Below are 17,190 nucleotides of genomic sequence, written 5' to 3' on the forward strand. Positions count from 1 at the left end.
GGCTGCACCAATGTGGATCCGATGGTTTCACTTTTAAAAGGTGAAAGTCGTGCCTCGGTTAACTTCGAAAGTGAATACTCGGTCGATTCGAAAAAATACATCACCACTTCAACTCCAGCGACTTCAGTTTCCCTGCTCCCGCCTCAGGTATCAGAGATTGCCATCGGCGAAGGCGAATCCTGTGACGGCCTGGAATGGCAAAGCAAGAAGTCCTCTTACAACCTAACGTTGACACCTGAAAACGGCGAAAAGAAAGTCAGCTATCGTTATCGCATCAATGGAAAGGATTTTGACTGCCAAACGGTCTCCGTTCATTTGGTGTCACCAACATCAACGCCGACACCAACACCTACTCCTACTCCCTCGCCTTCACCCTCTCCGGTGGTTCTAACAGCGCCCAATTTGGAACTCAGCAATCCTCTGGTGATTCCTTCAAGGATTCAAAATCCCGAGATCCAAGCCAGCGGTCTAAATTCGGGAGATACCGTATCCGTATACAGCGACGCTGCTTGCTCGACATTTCTGACCTCGGTAACAGCAGTAACAACAACCGCAAAGGTGATTATCCCAATCCTGGGAACTGATGGCAGCTACTCCTTTTATGCAATTCGCTCTCAGGGAGGAAATACTTCTCCTTGCTCAACGGGACTGCTGTACAATTTGGATTTAACACCTCCCCTGGTTCAACTGACCTCGACACTGCCTTCAATGATTCGTGGTGGTGATGTCGTAACTCTTTCATGGTCCAGTTCGGATCTAAATATTGCACCTAATATGGTTGCGTTGGAACATTCACTGGACAGTGGAGCAACGTGGATTCCCCTTGTGACAGCACTTCCTCCAACGGGCACTTACAACTGGGTCACACCAATGATCTCCGCCAATGTCAAAGTACGTGCGACAGCCGCAGATTTGGCAGACAACGTGAGTGTAACAGCACCAGCGAATATACTTATCGACAGCATGCCGCCAGCAATTTTGATTTCGGCACCTGCTCCCGCGGTGGGACTTTCCTCAACCAGCTTCGTGTGGGTTATTTCCTATATGGACGCCAACAGCATCACGCTGACGGATAACGATATCACATTACAGGGTGCAAACGCCGGCTGTACAAAAAAAATTGGTGGACTGGATCGACCTGACTCACGCCTCTTGATCGTTGAAAACTGCACAAGTGCCGGATCTCTGAATCCCTTTATCGCAGCCGGAACCGCTTCAGATGCGGTCGGCAATATGGCACTCAGCCACATGGGTACTTCTGTCATCGTGGATCAAACCATTTACACCGTGGGAATGCCAGCACCTACCCTCCCCCTTTCCGAAGGCAATTCGACGGCTTCGCACTCGATCAGTTTACAGGTCTCCCCAGCAAGCACATCAGACATCACAATTGAGTTTGTGGTTAACAAAGCGATCACCACTGCGATCAACCCCACTCATTTCAGTCTCGCCAATTCCAGCATGACACTTCCGGCAGGAGCCTCAAGCGCCAGCACCAATTTCCAATTTTTTGGCGACACTTTTGCTTCTTCAAATTTGGTATTCCAATTGGATATGACTCCTTATAGCAATACGGCGAATGTCGTGGCCAGCGTCTTTAACTCCTACAGCCAAATTGTTTTGGATGACGATGGCACATCTGATAAATTCGTGAAAGTCTCCAGCGGGGAAGCCCATACCTGCGGCATCACACAGTCAGGAATTCTAAAATGCTGGGGAGCCAACTACAGTGGACAATTGGGAATCGGGAGCACTGTCAATCAGTCCTCCCCCACAATTGTCGACAACGGTATTTCATATCTTATGGTAGCGGCGAGCATTGACCACACGTGCGCTATCACCAACAGCGGAATCTTGAAATGCTGGGGTGATAACACCAATGGCCAACTGGGCAATGGAACTACCATCACCACAAATACACCAGCCGTCATCGATAGTGGTGTGACCTTCAGTTCCGTCTCCACAGGTTATTCACATACCTGCGCCATCACCACGGCTGGCGCTTTAAAGTGCTGGGGTCTTAACGACTATGGACAACTTGGTAATAGTGGGAATACAAACCTTTCTTTGCCTGCGATTATCGATATCGGCAACAACTACACTGCCGTCGCAACCGGAGGCTCCCACACGTGCGCCATTCAAAGCTCAGGTCAGCTAAAGTGCTGGGGTAAAAATGATTCGGGCCAGCTAGGTAACGGCGGAACAACCTCGACATCAACTCCCTACCTAATTGACGGCTCTGTCAGCTATGCAATGGTCTCTGCATTTTCTGATTACACTTGCGGAATCACAACAACAACAGGTCTGCTAAAATGCTGGGGCTACAATGGTAGTGGACAACTTGGTAACAACACCACAACCAATCTTCTGATCCCGACTGTCCTTGACAGTGGTTTCGCCTACACGACTGTTAACACGGGCTACGACCAAACCTGCGGTGTCACCGCAACTGGTTACCTTAAATGCTGGGGCAGCAATCAGAATGGGCAACTGGGGGACGGCACCACCATCGATCGAAAAACTCCAGGTGTCACAGACAACATGGGATATGCGACAGTATCTGTTGGCGGCTACCATACTTGCGGAATACTGAGCGCGGGATATCTTAAATGCTGGGGTGACAATCAGTATGGTCAGCTGGGCATGGGTTATTCCTCCATCATCACGACTCCCAAAGCTGTTGATTCAGCAACAGCCCACAACAAAGTCTCTGCAGGACAAGTGAATTCCTGCGGAATTACACCTCGAGGAGTAAAATGCTGGGGCGAAAACTATGGGGGCCAGGTTGGCGACAGAACCACAGCCATCAAACCAATACCCACGGTTGCGGATCCGGGCACTCCTTACAAGGCCATTGCTATCAATGGCAACAGTGCCGGCAATCACCATGCGTGCGGCATCACTGAGACTGGACTTCTGAAATGTTGGGGTTCCAATGCCTATGGTGAGATTGGTGATGGGACAAAAACCAAAAGAACATACCCGGTCCTGGTCGATTCGAACACCTCGTACTCTGCCGTCACGACTGGTGATTTGCACTCTTGCGCCATCACGACTTCCGGCAATCTTAAATGCTGGGGATATAACAACACCAATCAACTTGGCAATGGCACAACCACGGAATCCACGACCCCGATATTTATTGATGCAGGATCCACCTATTCCGCGATCGCCGCCGGCATGAAACACACCTGCGGTATCACGACTTCAGGCTCCCTGAAGTGTTGGGGTTACAATGTCGGAAACTTACTGGGCGACGGAACCACCACGACCCGCACAACCCCGACTCTGATTGATTCCGGCGTGAGCTACACCGGTATCGCAACAAGCGAGTCCCACAGCTGCGGTATCACTTCTTCTGGATCCATGAAGTGCTGGGGCAACAACACCGCCGGCAAGCTTGGTGACAACACCACCACAAATCGCAGCACGCCGACCCTGATCGATTCAGGCACCTCCTACAAAGAAGTTACTGTGGGCAGTTCCCACAGTTGCGGTATTACTACGGCTGGTGTTTTAAAATGTTGGGGTAATAACGACTTCGGTCAACTGGGTGATGGCACCCTGGTAGGCAAAAAAATCCCGACAATCATCGACAGCGGCACGACTTACGCTACTGTCAGCGCAGGTACGAGCCACACCTGCGCCACAACTTCCTCGAACCAACTGAAGTGCTGGGGTTTAAATAAGAACTACCAATTGGGATTGACCAACAATCTATTGCCTCGGTTTGTTCCTTAACCACGCTCAGCCCTGACATCTTGCAGAACCGCTGCGGTTCCGCATCGCAATAAAAAACGGAACTCCATTCCCGCACCCGCTACGGGTGCTGATCTGGTGGCCACTTAATCTGTGAGTTATGGAACACTAGTAGGCTTTGAATCATTGGACTGTTGACCAGAGGCTTTACTTGGATTTTAATAAAATTCATGAAAACAGTTTTCGTAATTGCCTTTTTTTTCTCTGCTCTCGCAATCGCACAAGTCGTTCCAGGTGAAGTTAAGTGTTCTCAAGTACCAAATGATGGAACTCATTTTGACCTTCACTTACAACCTCATACTGATGGTAAGTTGCATTTCAAAAGATGCGAACCTGGCTATGACACTGGGCTAAACTGTGTAGTCTACATGGATTCAATTTGTAATGTAGATATTCAGCCCAAAGAAGGAGGATTGAGTATATCCGGCTCATGCACTCTTCCGTTTCATAATTCACCAACCATAATGGAAATTGGGTTTATTCCATCTACAAACGACCTAACCAGACACTCGATTTCGTTAACATCAAATACTGAGCCGGGTACTGATTATTTTGGTGACAGTTATTACTGTAGATACCTGAAATAATCGAGATAATGTAATCGACCAAAACTACTTGTTTCTTATAGGAGGCCTGACCAACAATGCGCAGGTCTCTTAGTTCTGTTAAACAGATCCTCATTCAGACTCTCACGAACATTTTCTTGTTCAACTTCACGAACTTCTCAGACTTCGCCGCGATTAATATGCCGAGTTCACTAGCTAAATCATTTTACCTTATCCCCTCTTGAGACGTTGCAACGCATGGACGATTTGTTCATCTGTCCATCGTGAGGTCAATTGCCACCTGTTTATCCAGTCTGACATCGCGGAGTCATAAACTGATGGATCAATTTTGTTTAGGTAATCGTATTCGTGTGTCTCACGAACTCTTGATTGTTTGGTGGGACGACCGAAACATATTAACATAGTTAAGATCACTAGCGAGCTGATCGTCAAAGGCACCTTTCTGCAGCCTCAATTAACAAAAGGAAGATCAATGAAAAGAAGACAAGTTTTGCAATCCGCGGCCTCCTCTTTTGTCACTGCTCTGTCGGTCGCTGCCATTTCCAACCGTGCTGAAGCAGCTGCTTTGCCAGCAAGTTATGCTCAGGGAGACATCGGCTCCGTAATTGAGCTGCGTTCGACACGACCTTCAATTAATGGCGCTAAGATGACAGTAAGAAGCTACCATTCAGGTCTTAATGTTGGTGGTGGCGACTTTATCGGTTACTTGTCAAGTGGAACGGATGATGGCGGGACTGTCTTTGCTGGCAGTGGTTTTTATTGGCGTCGCGTGATCGATGATCCCAACAATCTGACTGTGTTTGATTTTGGTGCAAAGGCCGACGGTACATCAGATTCAGCAGCGGCGATCAAAGCGATGTATGCCTGGTCAAAAGCTAACTATCCGGGAATTGGCGTTCAGTTTCCTGCGGGTACGTTCTTTGTGTCTCGGGTGGATATGGGAACGGCAGAACTGTCACACTTTCGTTTGGCGGGTGCGAATGTAAATTTCGGTTATTTTCCGTCAACAACGATACTCTCGGATGGCAAGACTTCATCTATGTTTAAGGTCAACGCGCGCAGAGCCGAGATTTCAAATCTGATCATTAAAGGACAGTTTGACAAAGTCACAAATTACCAAGGGTTCTTTGATAATATTTGTACTGGGGGACAGTTTTTCCGTGGGTCTCAGTTGCGCTTTGATCGCCTCGGAGGTGCTTGTTTAAGTCTGTTGGATACACTCGATTGCAAAATTGACCAATGGTATGCCAGTTACTGTGAAAATGATGTGATAAGAGCCAGATGGTCAGGACGAGCAGCCGGAGTTTGGGATCACAGCACTGCGATTGAGCTTTCCAACTTCAATGCTCAAAACTGCAAAAAGGTTTTAAACCTGAAACGTTGTACTCAATCGATAATTCATAATGGATGGATTGAGCACTGTGAGAATCCAGGTGATATCTCCAACGGACAATGGATTCTTGATGCCTTAAGTATTGAAAACTGTACGAATCCTTTGATCGCGTACAACTCGCGGTTGAATTCGCGCCAGATTAATTTGCAATCTGGAAGTAAAATTGACAATTCCCTGCAGGGCGAACGCTGGCTGAGCGCATGGGAGATGGGTTCGTCGAGAGTTGAGTCCTTTGGTGCCGCCTTCGACGGCAGTCTGAGATACGGTCACATTAATTCGCGTTTCAGACTGAGCAACGATACAGGTCAGGCGACGTGGTTTGAGTTAGGCAATTTCTTTACGCCTACAATGGGTGATAGCTGGGAAATTGAACTATTTGGTCAAACGCAGTATAACGCCGGCAGTGGCAATCAGCCATTAAAGAATCTGATTGGTGGAAAAACCACTGGTGGTCGCGCTATAATTCACATGCAACGCAAAACAGACAATGCGGAAGCCAGTTGGTCGGCAGAGGGCAGTTCTCCCGTGTTGGAAGTGCGAATTGAACCACGGTCCGCCACAGATACCAAAGTATTCGTTAAGATCGCTAACTGGACTCCATCGGTTATCGTGTTATTGAAAAGTAACGGGAAGGATCGCTTTCTGGCTGGGATGTGCTTACGCTTCGATGCCGTCATGGCACCGGGAACTCCCGCGAGTAGCACTGAAGTAGCCCCTGCCCGCTTTAGCCTGCACAATGGAAAATCCGGAATAGGTGGCAATGAAGAGGGAGATCTATTGCTAGCCACGCGACTTGTAAACCCTTCGGCGGTCGATACAAAACAAGTAAAGGGCTATATATCTGTGGTGATTAATGGTGAACAATTCGCAATGCCTTACTTTGCTCTGAAGTAAATGATCATCCTTTGATCTCTTGTGAATCAGACAAAATCACTATCGAAAAGGCACTGACTAAAAAGCAGTGCCTTCGTTATTTTTTTGGCAATTGACTCTCACAAAACCACGAGCACCATTCCCTCTCCAAATTTCAAGTTCCGCAGTGCTCTGTAGCCACAACGAAGCCACAGAAAAACATTGAACCAATCAATCAACAGAATGAAACGGAAAACAAAAAGAACGAGGACTGTCCGAAGAAATTTGGAGAGGGAATGGTGCCTCGGGCCGGAATCGAACCGGCACGACCCGGTAAAGGAATCCCAGGATTTTAAGTCCTGTGCGTCTACCAATTTCGCCACCGAGGCAATCGTGAAGCACAGATGATACCTGTCTTTACCCAAAGGTCAACTTTGGGCGCGGCGTTACGATTAAAATATGAAGCCACCCAAGGTCACATAGACGGAATAAAGCTGGGAGCGCCCATCCAACGAGGCTCTTGCCACAACAACAGGCACATCTTTCTCCATTTGGATGCCACTTTCTCGCACCATCCACTCCCCTGTCGCTGCCACTTCCCAGAACAAAACTTTCTTGGTTTTGGATAGTCTCATCCCACCCAACGCAATACCCACCATCGGGCCCTCGAATTGAATGCGGTTATAGACTTCATCAAACTCGGGAATCTTGCGGCCATCCAGATAGACGACGTTGATATTTGCACCGGTGAAGGCCCTGAAGTACGGAACCTGCTCATCAAACCAACCTTCGGGCAAACGATAGCGAAATCCCACCGACAAAATTGTTCCCCAGACACGATAGTCATTCACCCGGGCAAATTTGATATAGGAACTCGCTTCCAGCGCCCATTTGTCATTGAGGAAATAGCCGACATCGGTTTTACCCGACAAGCCCCCGCCAAAGTCACGTGATGCACCATCAACCAGATAAGCACCACCTGTAATTCCCAAGCCGGCAGCAATATGAGTTCCTTCTTTCCAAATCTCATCAATGGCAGTCGGTTGAACGATGTACTCCTCAACGGCCGTGCCTTTAAGCAAATAATCCTTCTGATCTTGCGCAAAGGTCGAAAACGAAACCAGGGTCAGAAGCAATGACAGCAACACTTTTAGTTTCATTCAAAACTCCAACCAACATTTACACCCTTAAACTTATCCGAAACAATCGGAGCCACGTAACCGTAATGTGAATCAGGCAACAAGGTGAAGGGATTGAAGATGTAACCCAAAAGGCGGTTCGGCCAGGTCTTTTTGGAGTGAAAATAAAAACTGAGATTTTCAAATCCAACACCTACAATCGTGCCCAAGACCGGCGTCAGATAGATATCCTGTAAACTTGGGACTTCAGTCAAAGGTTCGATGGCAAACTCAAATGCCAACGATGAACCAATAGTCCAATAGAATGCAGTTACTTCGTCATATCCCCGCGAGCGATAGAATTGATAGTAAAGCTGCCCCGAATACGCATGTTTGAAAATGTTGTAGTCGTAAGTGTCTTTGTCATAGTCCGGATGAAGTGCATGATCGAAAAAGTTATCAAATGAACCGTGATCCTCGATGGTCTCCCATTGAGTGACCAGATACACAGCCCACTGCAGACCATACATGACACCAAAGTACTTCCATTTTTCACCTGGTTCGATATCCGCTCTGGGAAGATGCTGATAGTTTTCAAAAAGATTTGAAGGCTTTTTCTCAACGATGACCGAACCACTGCCGGCCTCCGCCGAGACTTGGGCAAAGCTGTGCCCTGCCGTGAACAGCAGAATCAAAGCAAGCAGAGTACTAGAAACTTTTTGAATAGTTAACAATCAAGCCTCCCGGCACTGGCACCGGATAAAATGAAATCGGATCTTTGTCGCCTCTGGTAACCATGGCACTCGCGCGCCCCCAATAAAAGCCCAACGCTGCAGCGGCTACAGTATCACTCAGCCAATGCACTTGAGAGGCAATGCGGGAAGCCCCAATAAAGGTTGCTGTCGTGAACGCCGCAGTTCCCACCCAAGGACCGTACGAGTACGCAAACGAAGTGGCGATGGCAAAGGCATTGGAAGTGTGACCTGAAGGCCAAGACCAACCACGATCCCCGGTCGGGCGCGTGCGGTTGATACTTGCTGCCAGGGTCACGTGAGTCAGTGTCGTTAATGCCATCGCTCGAAAAGCCTGCAACCCGGCAGGTTGGTCCCACCAAAGTTGTGAAGCTGCCAGGATAACTCCCGGACCACCACTTCCCAACATCGCCCCTAATTGCCTCCAGTCGTCCGACATCACTTGATGATTCATCGTGTACTCGTGAACTTTGTCGTCCTGTGTTCCGGCAATCGCCGAAGCCATCAAGCCCCCCACGATAATGCGCGCACCAGTTTCGTCGAAACCTTTCACGATCGTGGGCTTGAATTGATCCTCCCACAACCATGGGAAAAATGGTTTGGAATCAGTAGGATCATTCCAATGTAAACCATCAAAAGAAAATCCATAATCCAAACAAGAAAAAGTGAATATGAGACTGACAACAAACAGACGCAGAAATTTCATTTAGAAAGTCTAACTGCTTTTCAACAACGACGTCAAAGCGATCTTATTTTGCTGTCCTTTGGAAAGAGGAGTATAACTGAACCCGAGGCAAATCTATGTCCACGTCTCCGACTTCCACTTACACAGCATCACCGTCATCCAACCGCCTGCTATGGTTGGTCGCCATCGGTTTTTTCATGGAAACCCTGGACGCGACGATTGTTAATACTGCGCTCCCTTCGATGGCCAAAAGCCTGAACACCAGCCCTTTCATGATGCAGGCCGTGGTCATTGCCTACGCCTTAACAATCGCGGTCCTCATTCCGGCATCGGGTTGGATTGCAGATCGCTTCGGAACAAGAAAGGTTTTCTTCTCGGCGATCCTCATATTCACATTAGGATCACTTTGTTGCGCAGTCTCTCAGACATTGACCCAGCTGGTAGCTTCCCGGGTACTGCAAGGGATGGGAGGAGCAATGATGATGCCGGTGGGACGTCTGGCAGTCCTACGCGCATTCCCTGCACATCAATTTTTACGCGCCATCAGCTTTGTCACAATCCCTGCCCTGATCGGCCCGCTGATCGGCCCCACTTTGGGCGGCTACTTGGTCGAATACGCCTCCTGGCATTGGATTTTTCTAATCAATATACCGGTGGGAATTATTGGTTGCATCGCCACTTACATCGACATGCCCGACATTCGCGGCGTGGAAACGACGAAGTTTGATGTCACCGGTTTTATTCTTCTTTCACTAAGCATGGTGATGATCTCATTGGCCTTGGATGGAATGTCTGAACTGGGCTTCCCCCAAGCAACCGTTTTGATTTTGGTGATTTTCGGATTGGCATCACTGAGTGCCTATTGGCTGCATGCACGCCGCGCACCCCGCCCGCTGTTTTCCCTTTCGTTGTTTCAATCCTCAACATACACCATCGGACTCCTGGGAAATCTGTTTGCCCGTATCGGCAGCAGCAGCATGCCCTTCCTGATTCCCTTGTTTTTGCAAATCAGTTTACACTACTCTCCCTTTGAGGCCGGCATGACGATGATCCCCGTTGCCCTGGCCGGGATCTACGCGAAAAAACTGGCAACACCATTGATAACTCGCTGGGGCTATCGCAACACTCTGGTTTACAACACACTGATGTTGGGCATCATGATGGCGAGCTTTGCTGTGATCACCGAAAACCAACCCCAGTGGTTGCGCATCATTCAGCTTTTAATATTTGGAACCGTGAACTCCCTGCAGTTCACAGCGATGAATACTCTGACGCTAAAGGACCTGCAGCCACGCCTGGCCTCCAGCGGAAACAGTCTGTTTTCCATGGTGCAAATGCTGGCAATGAGTTTCGGTGTTGCGGCAGCGGGCGCCCTGCTTTCAACTTTCGCAGCCCACTATCCCGGCACAGCAGACGGCGGCTTTGCCCTGGGCGCTTTCCGTGCCGCATTCATATGCATGGGACTGATCACCTGCAGCTCTGCCTGGATATTTTGGCAGCTGCCCGCAGAAATGGTGGGCCGCCCCAAAGATACCGAGAAAGTTATGGTTGAATAGAGTTGAAACTCCCCCAAGGATCTACAATAATCGCAGCCATTAAACTGCACCCGGGGGATAGAACATGGCATTTCGTTGGATCGGCAAATCACAGGATGGCAACACCGTCACTTTGAAAAAACTCATCGACTGCCCCGTTGTCGCACCAGAGTATGTCACCGAAAATTGGCTGCACACCAATCAGGATCTGATCCGTACTGCCATGGTATTGGATGTGGAAACCACCGGCCTGAATCAAAATGAAGATCAGGTTATCGAAATTGGTCTGCGCCAGTTTGATTTCAACAAAAACACCGGAGAGATTCTGCGTCTGGGAAAATCCTATTCAGCTTTTCAGGATCCAGGACGCCCCCTATCTCCAGAGATCATTTCCCTGACCGGAATCACCGATCAAGACTTAGAAGGACAGAAAATCGACTGGAACCATGTTGATCAGCTGATCTCGGAATCCTGCCTGGTGATTGCTCACAACGCCAAGTTTGATCGCCCCTTTATTGATCGCAAATCAAAAACTTCCAAGGAAAGAATCTGGGGTTGCTCTTTCAAACAAGTGGATTGGAGTTCCAAAGGTTTCACCAGCCCTAAACTTGAGCTTTTAAATATTTACCATGGCTTCTTCACTGATTCTCATCGCGCCCTGAATGACGTGGATGCACTTCTATATCTATTAAGCATTCCTGAAACGCAGAGTGAAAAACCGTATTTGATGGAACTAACATCAAATGCGAAGCGCATGATGACTCATATGATTGCAAGCTCCGCACCTTTTGAATCCAAGGAGCACTTAAAATCCCGCGGCTACTCCTGGGACAATACGAATCGTTTTTGGTCGAAGGTCATCTTTAAGGATGATGTGAAAAACGAAATCACGTGGCTTGAGGACACCGTTTATTGCGGTCCTTTCAACGGCATCCAACGTGATATTCCTTTGATGGATAATTTCAAATAGTTATTTTACCGAAATGATATCGTATTCGCGAACCTGGTCGCCTTGTTCAACAATGGCGACATCGCCTTCATACAAATCCAGCAAGGCTTCTCCCAATGGACTGCTGGGTGTGACGATTTGAATGCGTTTGTCGTCAAAATCAACATTCACCCCACCTCCGTGAGTCATCATGAATAGCATGCTGGTTTTACCGTTGTGTTCAACTTCGATCAAAGCCGTGCCGGCAATCTTATCGTCCGGACCGAAGTCCTTGACCACCACGTGCTTCAAGATCACCAACAATTCTTTGATTTCAGCAATGCGCTTGGCCTGACCTCGCGCCAGATAAGAGGCTTCAAGCCCACGGGTGTCGTATTCGTTTTCGGGCTTGCTTTCCTCATGGGTCACCGCCTCGATGGTGGCTTTTGCAACTGCCGTCAGATTCGCCAGATCTTTTTCAAGTTCACCTCGAATATGCTCAATCAGTTTTTTCTTATCCACCATCAACTCCAGTGATACTATTGTTTCTTTAGGGTGACTGATTTAGTGAAGGATTGCAATATGTCTGACTCGTTTCTTGCCATAGATTTCGGAACCAGCAACTCTCTGGTAGGTGCCTACCACCAGGGCAAAGTCCACGGCGCACTCCCGTTGGATCCAAAGTCCGCAGACCCTACGTTAATGCGCACACTGCTTTACTTCCCCAATCCCGATCTGTGCTACTACGGTTCAGAAGCAATTGAACAATACATCGAACAGGATATGGAAGGCCGCTTGTTTCGCTCCTTCAAATCCCACCTCCCCAACCAAAGCTACCTGGGGACCGTCATCGACAATCGCATTGTCACTTTGGAAAACATGGTCGGTATTTTTTTGCTGGAGCTGAAAAAACGCGCTGAAAAACATCTGAATCACCAGATCACCAAAGCTGTGATTGGCCGTCCTGCGCGTTACTCGATGGATGCTGTGGCCGACGGCTTTGCTTTGCATCGCATGGAGAAGGCGGCAAAAATGGCCGGCTTCGAGGAAGTTCAATTTGTCCCGGAACCACTGGCGGCCGCTTTTGACTATCGCAAACAAATCACTTCTGAAAAAATCGTCCTGATCGGTGACTTTGGCGGCGGAACTTCGGACTTCACTTTGATTCGTCTGCGCGCCGAAGGCTTTGATAACAAAGACGTGCTGGCCATAGATGGCTGCCCCATGGCCGGCGACGCTTTGGATTCTGTTTTCATGAGTCACCGCCTGAGTGAACACTTCGGTGCAAAATCCCGCTATCGCCTGCCCATGAGCAGCAATGTTCTGACCATGCCTCCGGCAGTTTCGCAAAAACTGAATCACCCGGCGCACATTGTTCATCTTAAAGAGCGCGACACTTATGAGTTTATCAAAGAAGTTAAAAAGTGCTCCCTTACAGTCAAAGACAAGGACGCCATTGAAAGACTCTTCATCCTGCTTGAAGACCAGCAGATCTTTCCGTTCTTTGAAGCGATTGAAAAAACCAAACGAGGACTTTCCGCCTCGGACAGCACCGAGTTTGATTTCGATTACCCCGGTCTTGAACTGAAGGAACAATTCACCACCGCACAGTTTATCGACTGGGCCATGAATACCCGCCAAAAGATATTCGAGGGCCTTGATCGCTGTCTGGAATCAGCGGGCCTCACACCAGACCAGGTGGATTTGGTTTGTCTTACTGGTGGAACAGCCAAAGTGCCGTTTATCCAGGGTGAGCTTGAAACGCGCTTCGGAAAACAAAAGCTGCAAACCCAGGCTCATTTCCACTCCGTCCTTTCGGGCCTGGTGGAATCGGCAAGCTTTTGGGCAAACGGGCAAAAGGTCACTTAATTTACAGCTCATATTCAACCTGTTAGCATTCACCGGCTGTCATATAATACCATGACAGCTGTCTAACTTTTTCGCGTCTCCTCCCCTTATTTTACAACTGGCTCTGGTCTTTAAATTGCTTTGTCTCATTGTACAGAACGTTATTTCACTTCAACAATCTGCTCTGGGGAGGGCTCGATGATGAAAGCACACATCTATATCAATGGTATTCACGCAATTCCAACAGCACTAAAGAAAGACAAAACACTCAAAGCAGAAATCGTCGAAAATCCGTATGAACTGCGCGACCTGATGAAGCAGGATCCAGAAACCGAGAAAATCATCGTCGCCTTCCTGCCCTTTTTGGAAGTTCGCCATTATGAACTGTACCGTCACTTGCAAAAAAACACGCAGAATCTTAAAATCTTTTTCATTGTCAGTGAACTTTCCAGCACTATGCGTATTCGCCTAAAAGCCGACAACGACTTCATCGTGATGTGGAAGACTGAGGAAACCAACCTTGTTCGCAATATTCACAAATACCTTGATGGAAAAAATGTCGAATCCCGCCAGGATCGCCGCGAACACGCGACCTCAAAAGGCCTTCTAAGTCCTTCAAAACTTCCCTTGGGAGATCAAAACAAAGGCTTTCAGCCCATTCTGGGCGGCAGCTTTGAAAACCTGTCCATCCATGGCTCCTGCATGAAAATTCAGGCCCCTTTTTATGAGCACAAAGATTTCGTGAATTTGACATATCAGAACAAAGAGGGTGATTTTGTTTCGTTGGAAGGTCAGGTGCGCTGGGCAAAATGGAATAAAGAAACCAATACCCAGGAATTGGGAGTTCAATTTCTTTCCTCTATCGTAGTTTAATTAAATTTAATGTTCGTTTCTTACGCGGGAAGGCTCCAGTTCGTTGGCTCCACTTCCCGCGTGTCTTTTCTTGCAACGTCCCCAAAAACAAAGTCTAATCTATTCCATGATTGACGCACTTAAAGAACGATCCGAATTAATTACCTGGATAATCCTTCTTTTGATGGCAGGTCTATTCACCTACATCAACCTGCCATTTTTGCTGCCGTTGTTATTGGCTGGCATTTTTGCGATGGGATTGATCAACTTCGTAAATCGTATCTGCAATAAGTCCCGCGCACCACGCTGGTTGACAGTGGCGGGACTTACAATTGTTGGACTTGCCTTGGTATGGCTGCCTTTAACCTTGGCAACTTACCGCATCGGCGTCCATCTTTCTTCGCCGCAGGACTTTGCAGCGACCCCCGTCATGACCCAGCTCAAGAATCTGCAGACATCGGGATTAAATATTCTAAAACAAGCCACGGAGTGGACCGGCTATGATCTGGTGACTCCAGCACAGGGAATGCTGACTTCCGTATTCGGAAAAGTCGGCAGCTGGGCTTTGGAATTTTCTTCAGCACTGGTTACGCAACTTCCAGGCATTTTATTTAACTTTTTTATTTTCGTATTATTCCTGTACGCACTTTTGCTAAAAGCGGCACCGATTAAGGAATTCGTCATTCGCTACAGCCTGGTTGATGACAAGCTCACAGAAGATCTGATTAAAGTAGCCAAGGAAGCCTGCGCGGTGACGTTGTTTTCAACATTTGTGATCGGTGTGATTCAGGCATTCTTTATTGGTATTGGTGGATTGATTTTTGGTGAGGGTGATTTCTGGTTGGTCGTCACGGTGACCTTTGTGGTCTCTTTCATTCCAATCATCGGCGCAGCCCCTGTCGGATTCCTATTGGCCATCCTGGCGTTTATTGGCGATCGGATCGGACCTGCGATCGGCATGGCGATCGTCGCAACCCTTGCTGGGACAATCGACAACATCCTAAAACCAATTTTAGCCGGCAATATGGGCGAACAAAAAATCAGTCCACTCGTAGGCTTCACTTGCGTGATCGGCGCCGTCATCATGTTCGGCATTCCGGGCTTGTTATTCGGCCCCGTCATCATGAATCTCGCCTATGGGGCAATCCCGTTACTGCTGAAACAATTAAAACACAACGGTTCAACGTTCTTCAGCAACGACACGTAATAAAAAAGGCAGGACACATCAAATCCTGCCTTTTTTTTATTTTTACAGAGAAAGTGTGTCCGTACCTTCGACCTTTAGACTTTTCTTAGGAAGGATTTAAAGAAGTCATTCCCCTTGTCATCGACGATGATGAATGCCGGGAAATCTTTGACCTCGATCTTCCACACAGACTCCATGCCCAGCTCTGGGAAATCCAGTACTTCCACTTTCGTGATGCACTCCTTGCCCAAACGTGCTGCAGGACCACCGATCGAACCCAGATAGAAGCCACCGTGCTTTTTACAGGCATCTGTGACCTGCTGGGAGCGATTGCCCTTACCCAGCATGATCATTGATCCACGCAAACTTTGGAAGGTATCCACGTAAGGATCCATACGCTCGGAAGTTGTTGGACCAAATGAACCGGAAGCATACCCCTTTGGAGTCTTTGCAGGACCGGCGTAATAAACCGCGTACTGCTTGAAATAATCTGGCACACCTTCGCCGCGATCCACTTTTTCTTTAAGCTTGGAATGCGCAATATCGCGCGCCACGATCATTGGACCGTTTAGCATCACACGCGTCGCCACCTTCAATGAAGAAAGAATTTTCAATGTTTCCTCAATCGGCTGATTCAAATCAATGCTGATGGCTTCCGCAGCTGTGTCCTGCAGGTGATTTGGCAGGTATTGCTCTGGATGAAGCTCCAATTGCTCAAGGAAGATACCTTCCTTGGTGATTTTGCCGCGAATATTGCGATCCGCCGAACAACTCACCCCCACCCCGATCGGGCAGCTGGCACCATGGCGAGGCAAACGAATCACTCGCACATCATGCACAAAATATTTTCCACCAAACTGTGCACCGATGCCGGATTCGCGGGCCCATTTTTCAACCTGCTTCTCCATTTCGATATCACGGAATGCACGTCCACCTTCTGAACCTGATGTTGGCAATCCATCCAAATAACCAGCAGAGGCGTACTTGACGATTTTCAAAGTTTCCTCAGCGGAAGTACCACCCACGCAGAAAGCCAAATGGTACGGAGGGCACGCCGCCGTCCCCAATGATACCAAAACTTCCTTCACGAATTTTTCAAACCCTTCCGGATTCAAAACCGCTTTGGTTTTTTGATGCAAGTATGACTTATTGGCTGAGCCACCGCCCTTTGCCAAAAATAAGAAATGATACTCATCACCTTTTTCAGAGTAGATATCAATTTGCGCAGGCAGATTGGTGCCGGTGTTTTTCTCATCAAAGAAAGTGATTGGCGCCATTTGCGAATAACGCAGGTTGCGTTTTTGATACGTGTTATAAACACCCTTGGACAAATATTCTTTGTCATCAAATCCAGTGAATACACCCTCACCTTTTTTCCCTACAACAATGGCCGTCCCCGTATCCTGACAGGATGGGAATTCCATCTGCGCTGCGATAATCGCATTTTTCAACAGATCCACCGCCACAAAGCGGTCATTGGCAGATGCCTCCGGATCCTGAAGAATATTTTCCAGTTTTTGCAGATGGGCGGAGCGCAGCAAATGCGACACGTCGCTCAAGGCCTCCTGGGCAATTAGTTCCAAAGCCTCTGGCGCAACGACCAGCACTTCACGGTCACCAATTTTTTGAGTGCTCACGTGATCTGAGGAAATCTTGCGATATTGAGTTGTATCTTTTTGTTTTTCGTAGAGTGGGAAATACTTAAATGACATGCAA

12 protein-coding genes and 1 tRNA gene are annotated in these 17,190 nt (G+C 48.1%); 7 read left to right on the forward strand and 6 right to left on the reverse strand.

Annotated features, from left to right (window positions below):
- The first annotated feature begins 21 nt into the window (after positions 1-21).
- Both ACLVWR_RS16620 and ACLVWR_RS16625 read left to right on the forward strand, forming a co-directional pair.
- Complete coding sequence (locus ACLVWR_RS16620; RefSeq protein WP_413581716.1) at positions 22-3,741, forward strand: hypothetical protein; 3,720 nt, start codon at positions 22-24, stop codon at positions 3,739-3,741.
- Between the two features lie 1,056 nt (positions 3,742-4,797).
- Positions 4,798-6,612 carry an amylovoran biosynthesis protein AmsF gene (locus ACLVWR_RS16625; RefSeq protein ID WP_413581717.1) on the forward strand — a complete coding sequence of 605 codons (1,815 nt, stop codon included), beginning with the start codon at positions 4,798-4,800 and terminating at the stop codon, positions 6,610-6,612.
- A 255-nt stretch (positions 6,613-6,867) separates the two neighbouring features.
- On the opposite strand, the gene ACLVWR_RS16630 is transcribed toward ACLVWR_RS16625, so the two are convergent.
- From ACLVWR_RS16630 to ACLVWR_RS16645, 4 genes are all read right to left on the reverse strand, one after another.
- Positions 6,868-6,959, reverse strand: a tRNA-Leu gene (locus ACLVWR_RS16630).
- Between the two features lie 63 nt (positions 6,960-7,022).
- Complete coding sequence (locus ACLVWR_RS16635) at positions 7,023-7,730, reverse strand: hypothetical protein (RefSeq protein WP_413581718.1); 708 nt, start codon at positions 7,728-7,730, stop codon at positions 7,023-7,025.
- A complete protein-coding gene (locus ACLVWR_RS16640) occupies positions 7,727-8,422 on the reverse strand; it encodes a DUF3943 domain-containing protein (protein ID WP_413581719.1) in 696 nt (231 codons plus the stop codon). Before ACLVWR_RS16640 ends, ACLVWR_RS16635 begins: the two co-directional genes overlap by 4 nt.
- Positions 8,397-9,146, reverse strand: coding sequence for a phosphatase PAP2 family protein (locus ACLVWR_RS16645; protein ID WP_413581720.1), 750 nt, complete (start codon positions 9,144-9,146; stop codon positions 8,397-8,399). Before ACLVWR_RS16645 ends, ACLVWR_RS16640 begins: the two co-directional genes overlap by 26 nt.
- A 95-nt stretch (positions 9,147-9,241) precedes the next feature.
- Between ACLVWR_RS16645 and mdtD the strand changes: the two genes are divergently transcribed.
- Both mdtD and ACLVWR_RS16655 read left to right on the forward strand, forming a co-directional pair.
- Complete coding sequence (gene mdtD, locus ACLVWR_RS16650; protein WP_413581721.1) at positions 9,242-10,681, forward strand: multidrug transporter subunit MdtD; 1,440 nt, start codon at positions 9,242-9,244, stop codon at positions 10,679-10,681.
- A gap of 64 nt (positions 10,682-10,745) precedes the next feature.
- Complete coding sequence (locus tag ACLVWR_RS16655; RefSeq protein ID WP_340597193.1) at positions 10,746-11,630, forward strand: 3'-5' exonuclease; 885 nt, start codon at positions 10,746-10,748, stop codon at positions 11,628-11,630.
- Here ACLVWR_RS16655 and ACLVWR_RS16660 read toward each other — a convergent pair whose 3' ends face one another.
- Positions 11,631-12,110, reverse strand: coding sequence for a hypothetical protein (locus tag ACLVWR_RS16660; RefSeq protein WP_413581722.1), 480 nt, complete (start codon positions 12,108-12,110; stop codon positions 11,631-11,633).
- A gap of 60 nt (positions 12,111-12,170) precedes the next feature.
- On the opposite strand from ACLVWR_RS16660, the gene ACLVWR_RS16665 reads away from it, so the two are divergent.
- The 3 genes from ACLVWR_RS16665 to ACLVWR_RS16675 all read left to right on the forward strand — a co-directional run bounded on the left by ACLVWR_RS16665 (position 12,171) and on the right by ACLVWR_RS16675 (position 15,495).
- Positions 12,171-13,457 (forward strand): Hsp70 family protein, encoded by a 1,287-nt coding sequence (locus ACLVWR_RS16665; RefSeq protein ID WP_413581723.1) that lies wholly within the window; start codon positions 12,171-12,173, stop codon positions 13,455-13,457.
- Between the two features lie 177 nt (positions 13,458-13,634).
- A complete protein-coding gene (locus tag ACLVWR_RS16670; RefSeq protein WP_413581724.1) occupies positions 13,635-14,309 on the forward strand; it encodes a PilZ domain-containing protein in 675 nt (224 codons plus the stop codon).
- A gap of 163 nt (positions 14,310-14,472) precedes the next feature.
- On the forward strand, positions 14,473-15,495 hold the full coding sequence (locus tag ACLVWR_RS16675) for an AI-2E family transporter (protein ID WP_413581725.1): 1,023 nt from the start codon (positions 14,473-14,475) through the stop codon (positions 15,493-15,495).
- A gap of 74 nt (positions 15,496-15,569) precedes the next feature.
- Here the strand turns inward: ACLVWR_RS16675 and ACLVWR_RS16680 are convergent, their stop codons facing one another.
- The gene (locus ACLVWR_RS16680) at positions 15,570-17,186 is read right to left on the reverse strand and encodes a fumarate hydratase (RefSeq protein ID WP_340597188.1); all 1,617 of its coding nucleotides are present in this window, start codon (positions 17,184-17,186) and stop codon (positions 15,570-15,572) included.
- Between the last annotated feature and the right edge of the window lie 4 nt (positions 17,187-17,190).

Source organism: Bdellovibrio sp. HCB288 (genome assembly GCF_047305935.1).
Lineage (GTDB): Bacteria > Bdellovibrionota > Bdellovibrionia > Bdellovibrionales > Bdellovibrionaceae > Bdellovibrio.

Excerpts from the sequence above, each read along its gene's own strand:
- ACLVWR_RS16620 (WP_413581716.1), top strand. The coding sequence starts at position 22 with ATGGTTTCACTTTTAAAAGGTGAAAGTCGTGCCTCGGTTAACTTCGAA.
- ACLVWR_RS16625 (WP_413581717.1), top strand. The coding sequence starts at position 4,798 with ATGAAAAGAAGACAAGTTTTGCAATCCGCGGCCTCCTCTTTTGTCACT.
- ACLVWR_RS16635 (WP_413581718.1), bottom strand. The coding sequence starts at position 7,730 with ATGAAACTAAAAGTGTTGCTGTCATTGCTTCTGACCCTGGTTTCGTTT.
- ACLVWR_RS16645 (WP_413581720.1), bottom strand. The coding sequence starts at position 9,146 with ATGAAATTTCTGCGTCTGTTTGTTGTCAGTCTCATATTCACTTTTTCT.
- mdtD (WP_413581721.1), top strand. The coding sequence starts at position 9,242 with ATGTCCACGTCTCCGACTTCCACTTACACAGCATCACCGTCATCCAAC.
- ACLVWR_RS16655 (WP_340597193.1), top strand. The coding sequence starts at position 10,746 with ATGGCATTTCGTTGGATCGGCAAATCACAGGATGGCAACACCGTCACT.
- ACLVWR_RS16665 (WP_413581723.1), top strand. The coding sequence starts at position 12,171 with ATGTCTGACTCGTTTCTTGCCATAGATTTCGGAACCAGCAACTCTCTG.
- ACLVWR_RS16670 (WP_413581724.1), top strand. The coding sequence starts at position 13,635 with ATGATGAAAGCACACATCTATATCAATGGTATTCACGCAATTCCAACA.
- ACLVWR_RS16675 (WP_413581725.1), top strand. The coding sequence starts at position 14,473 with ATGGCAGGTCTATTCACCTACATCAACCTGCCATTTTTGCTGCCGTTG.
- ACLVWR_RS16680 (WP_340597188.1), bottom strand. The coding sequence starts at position 17,186 with ATGTCATTTAAGTATTTCCCACTCTACGAAAAACAAAAAGATACAACT.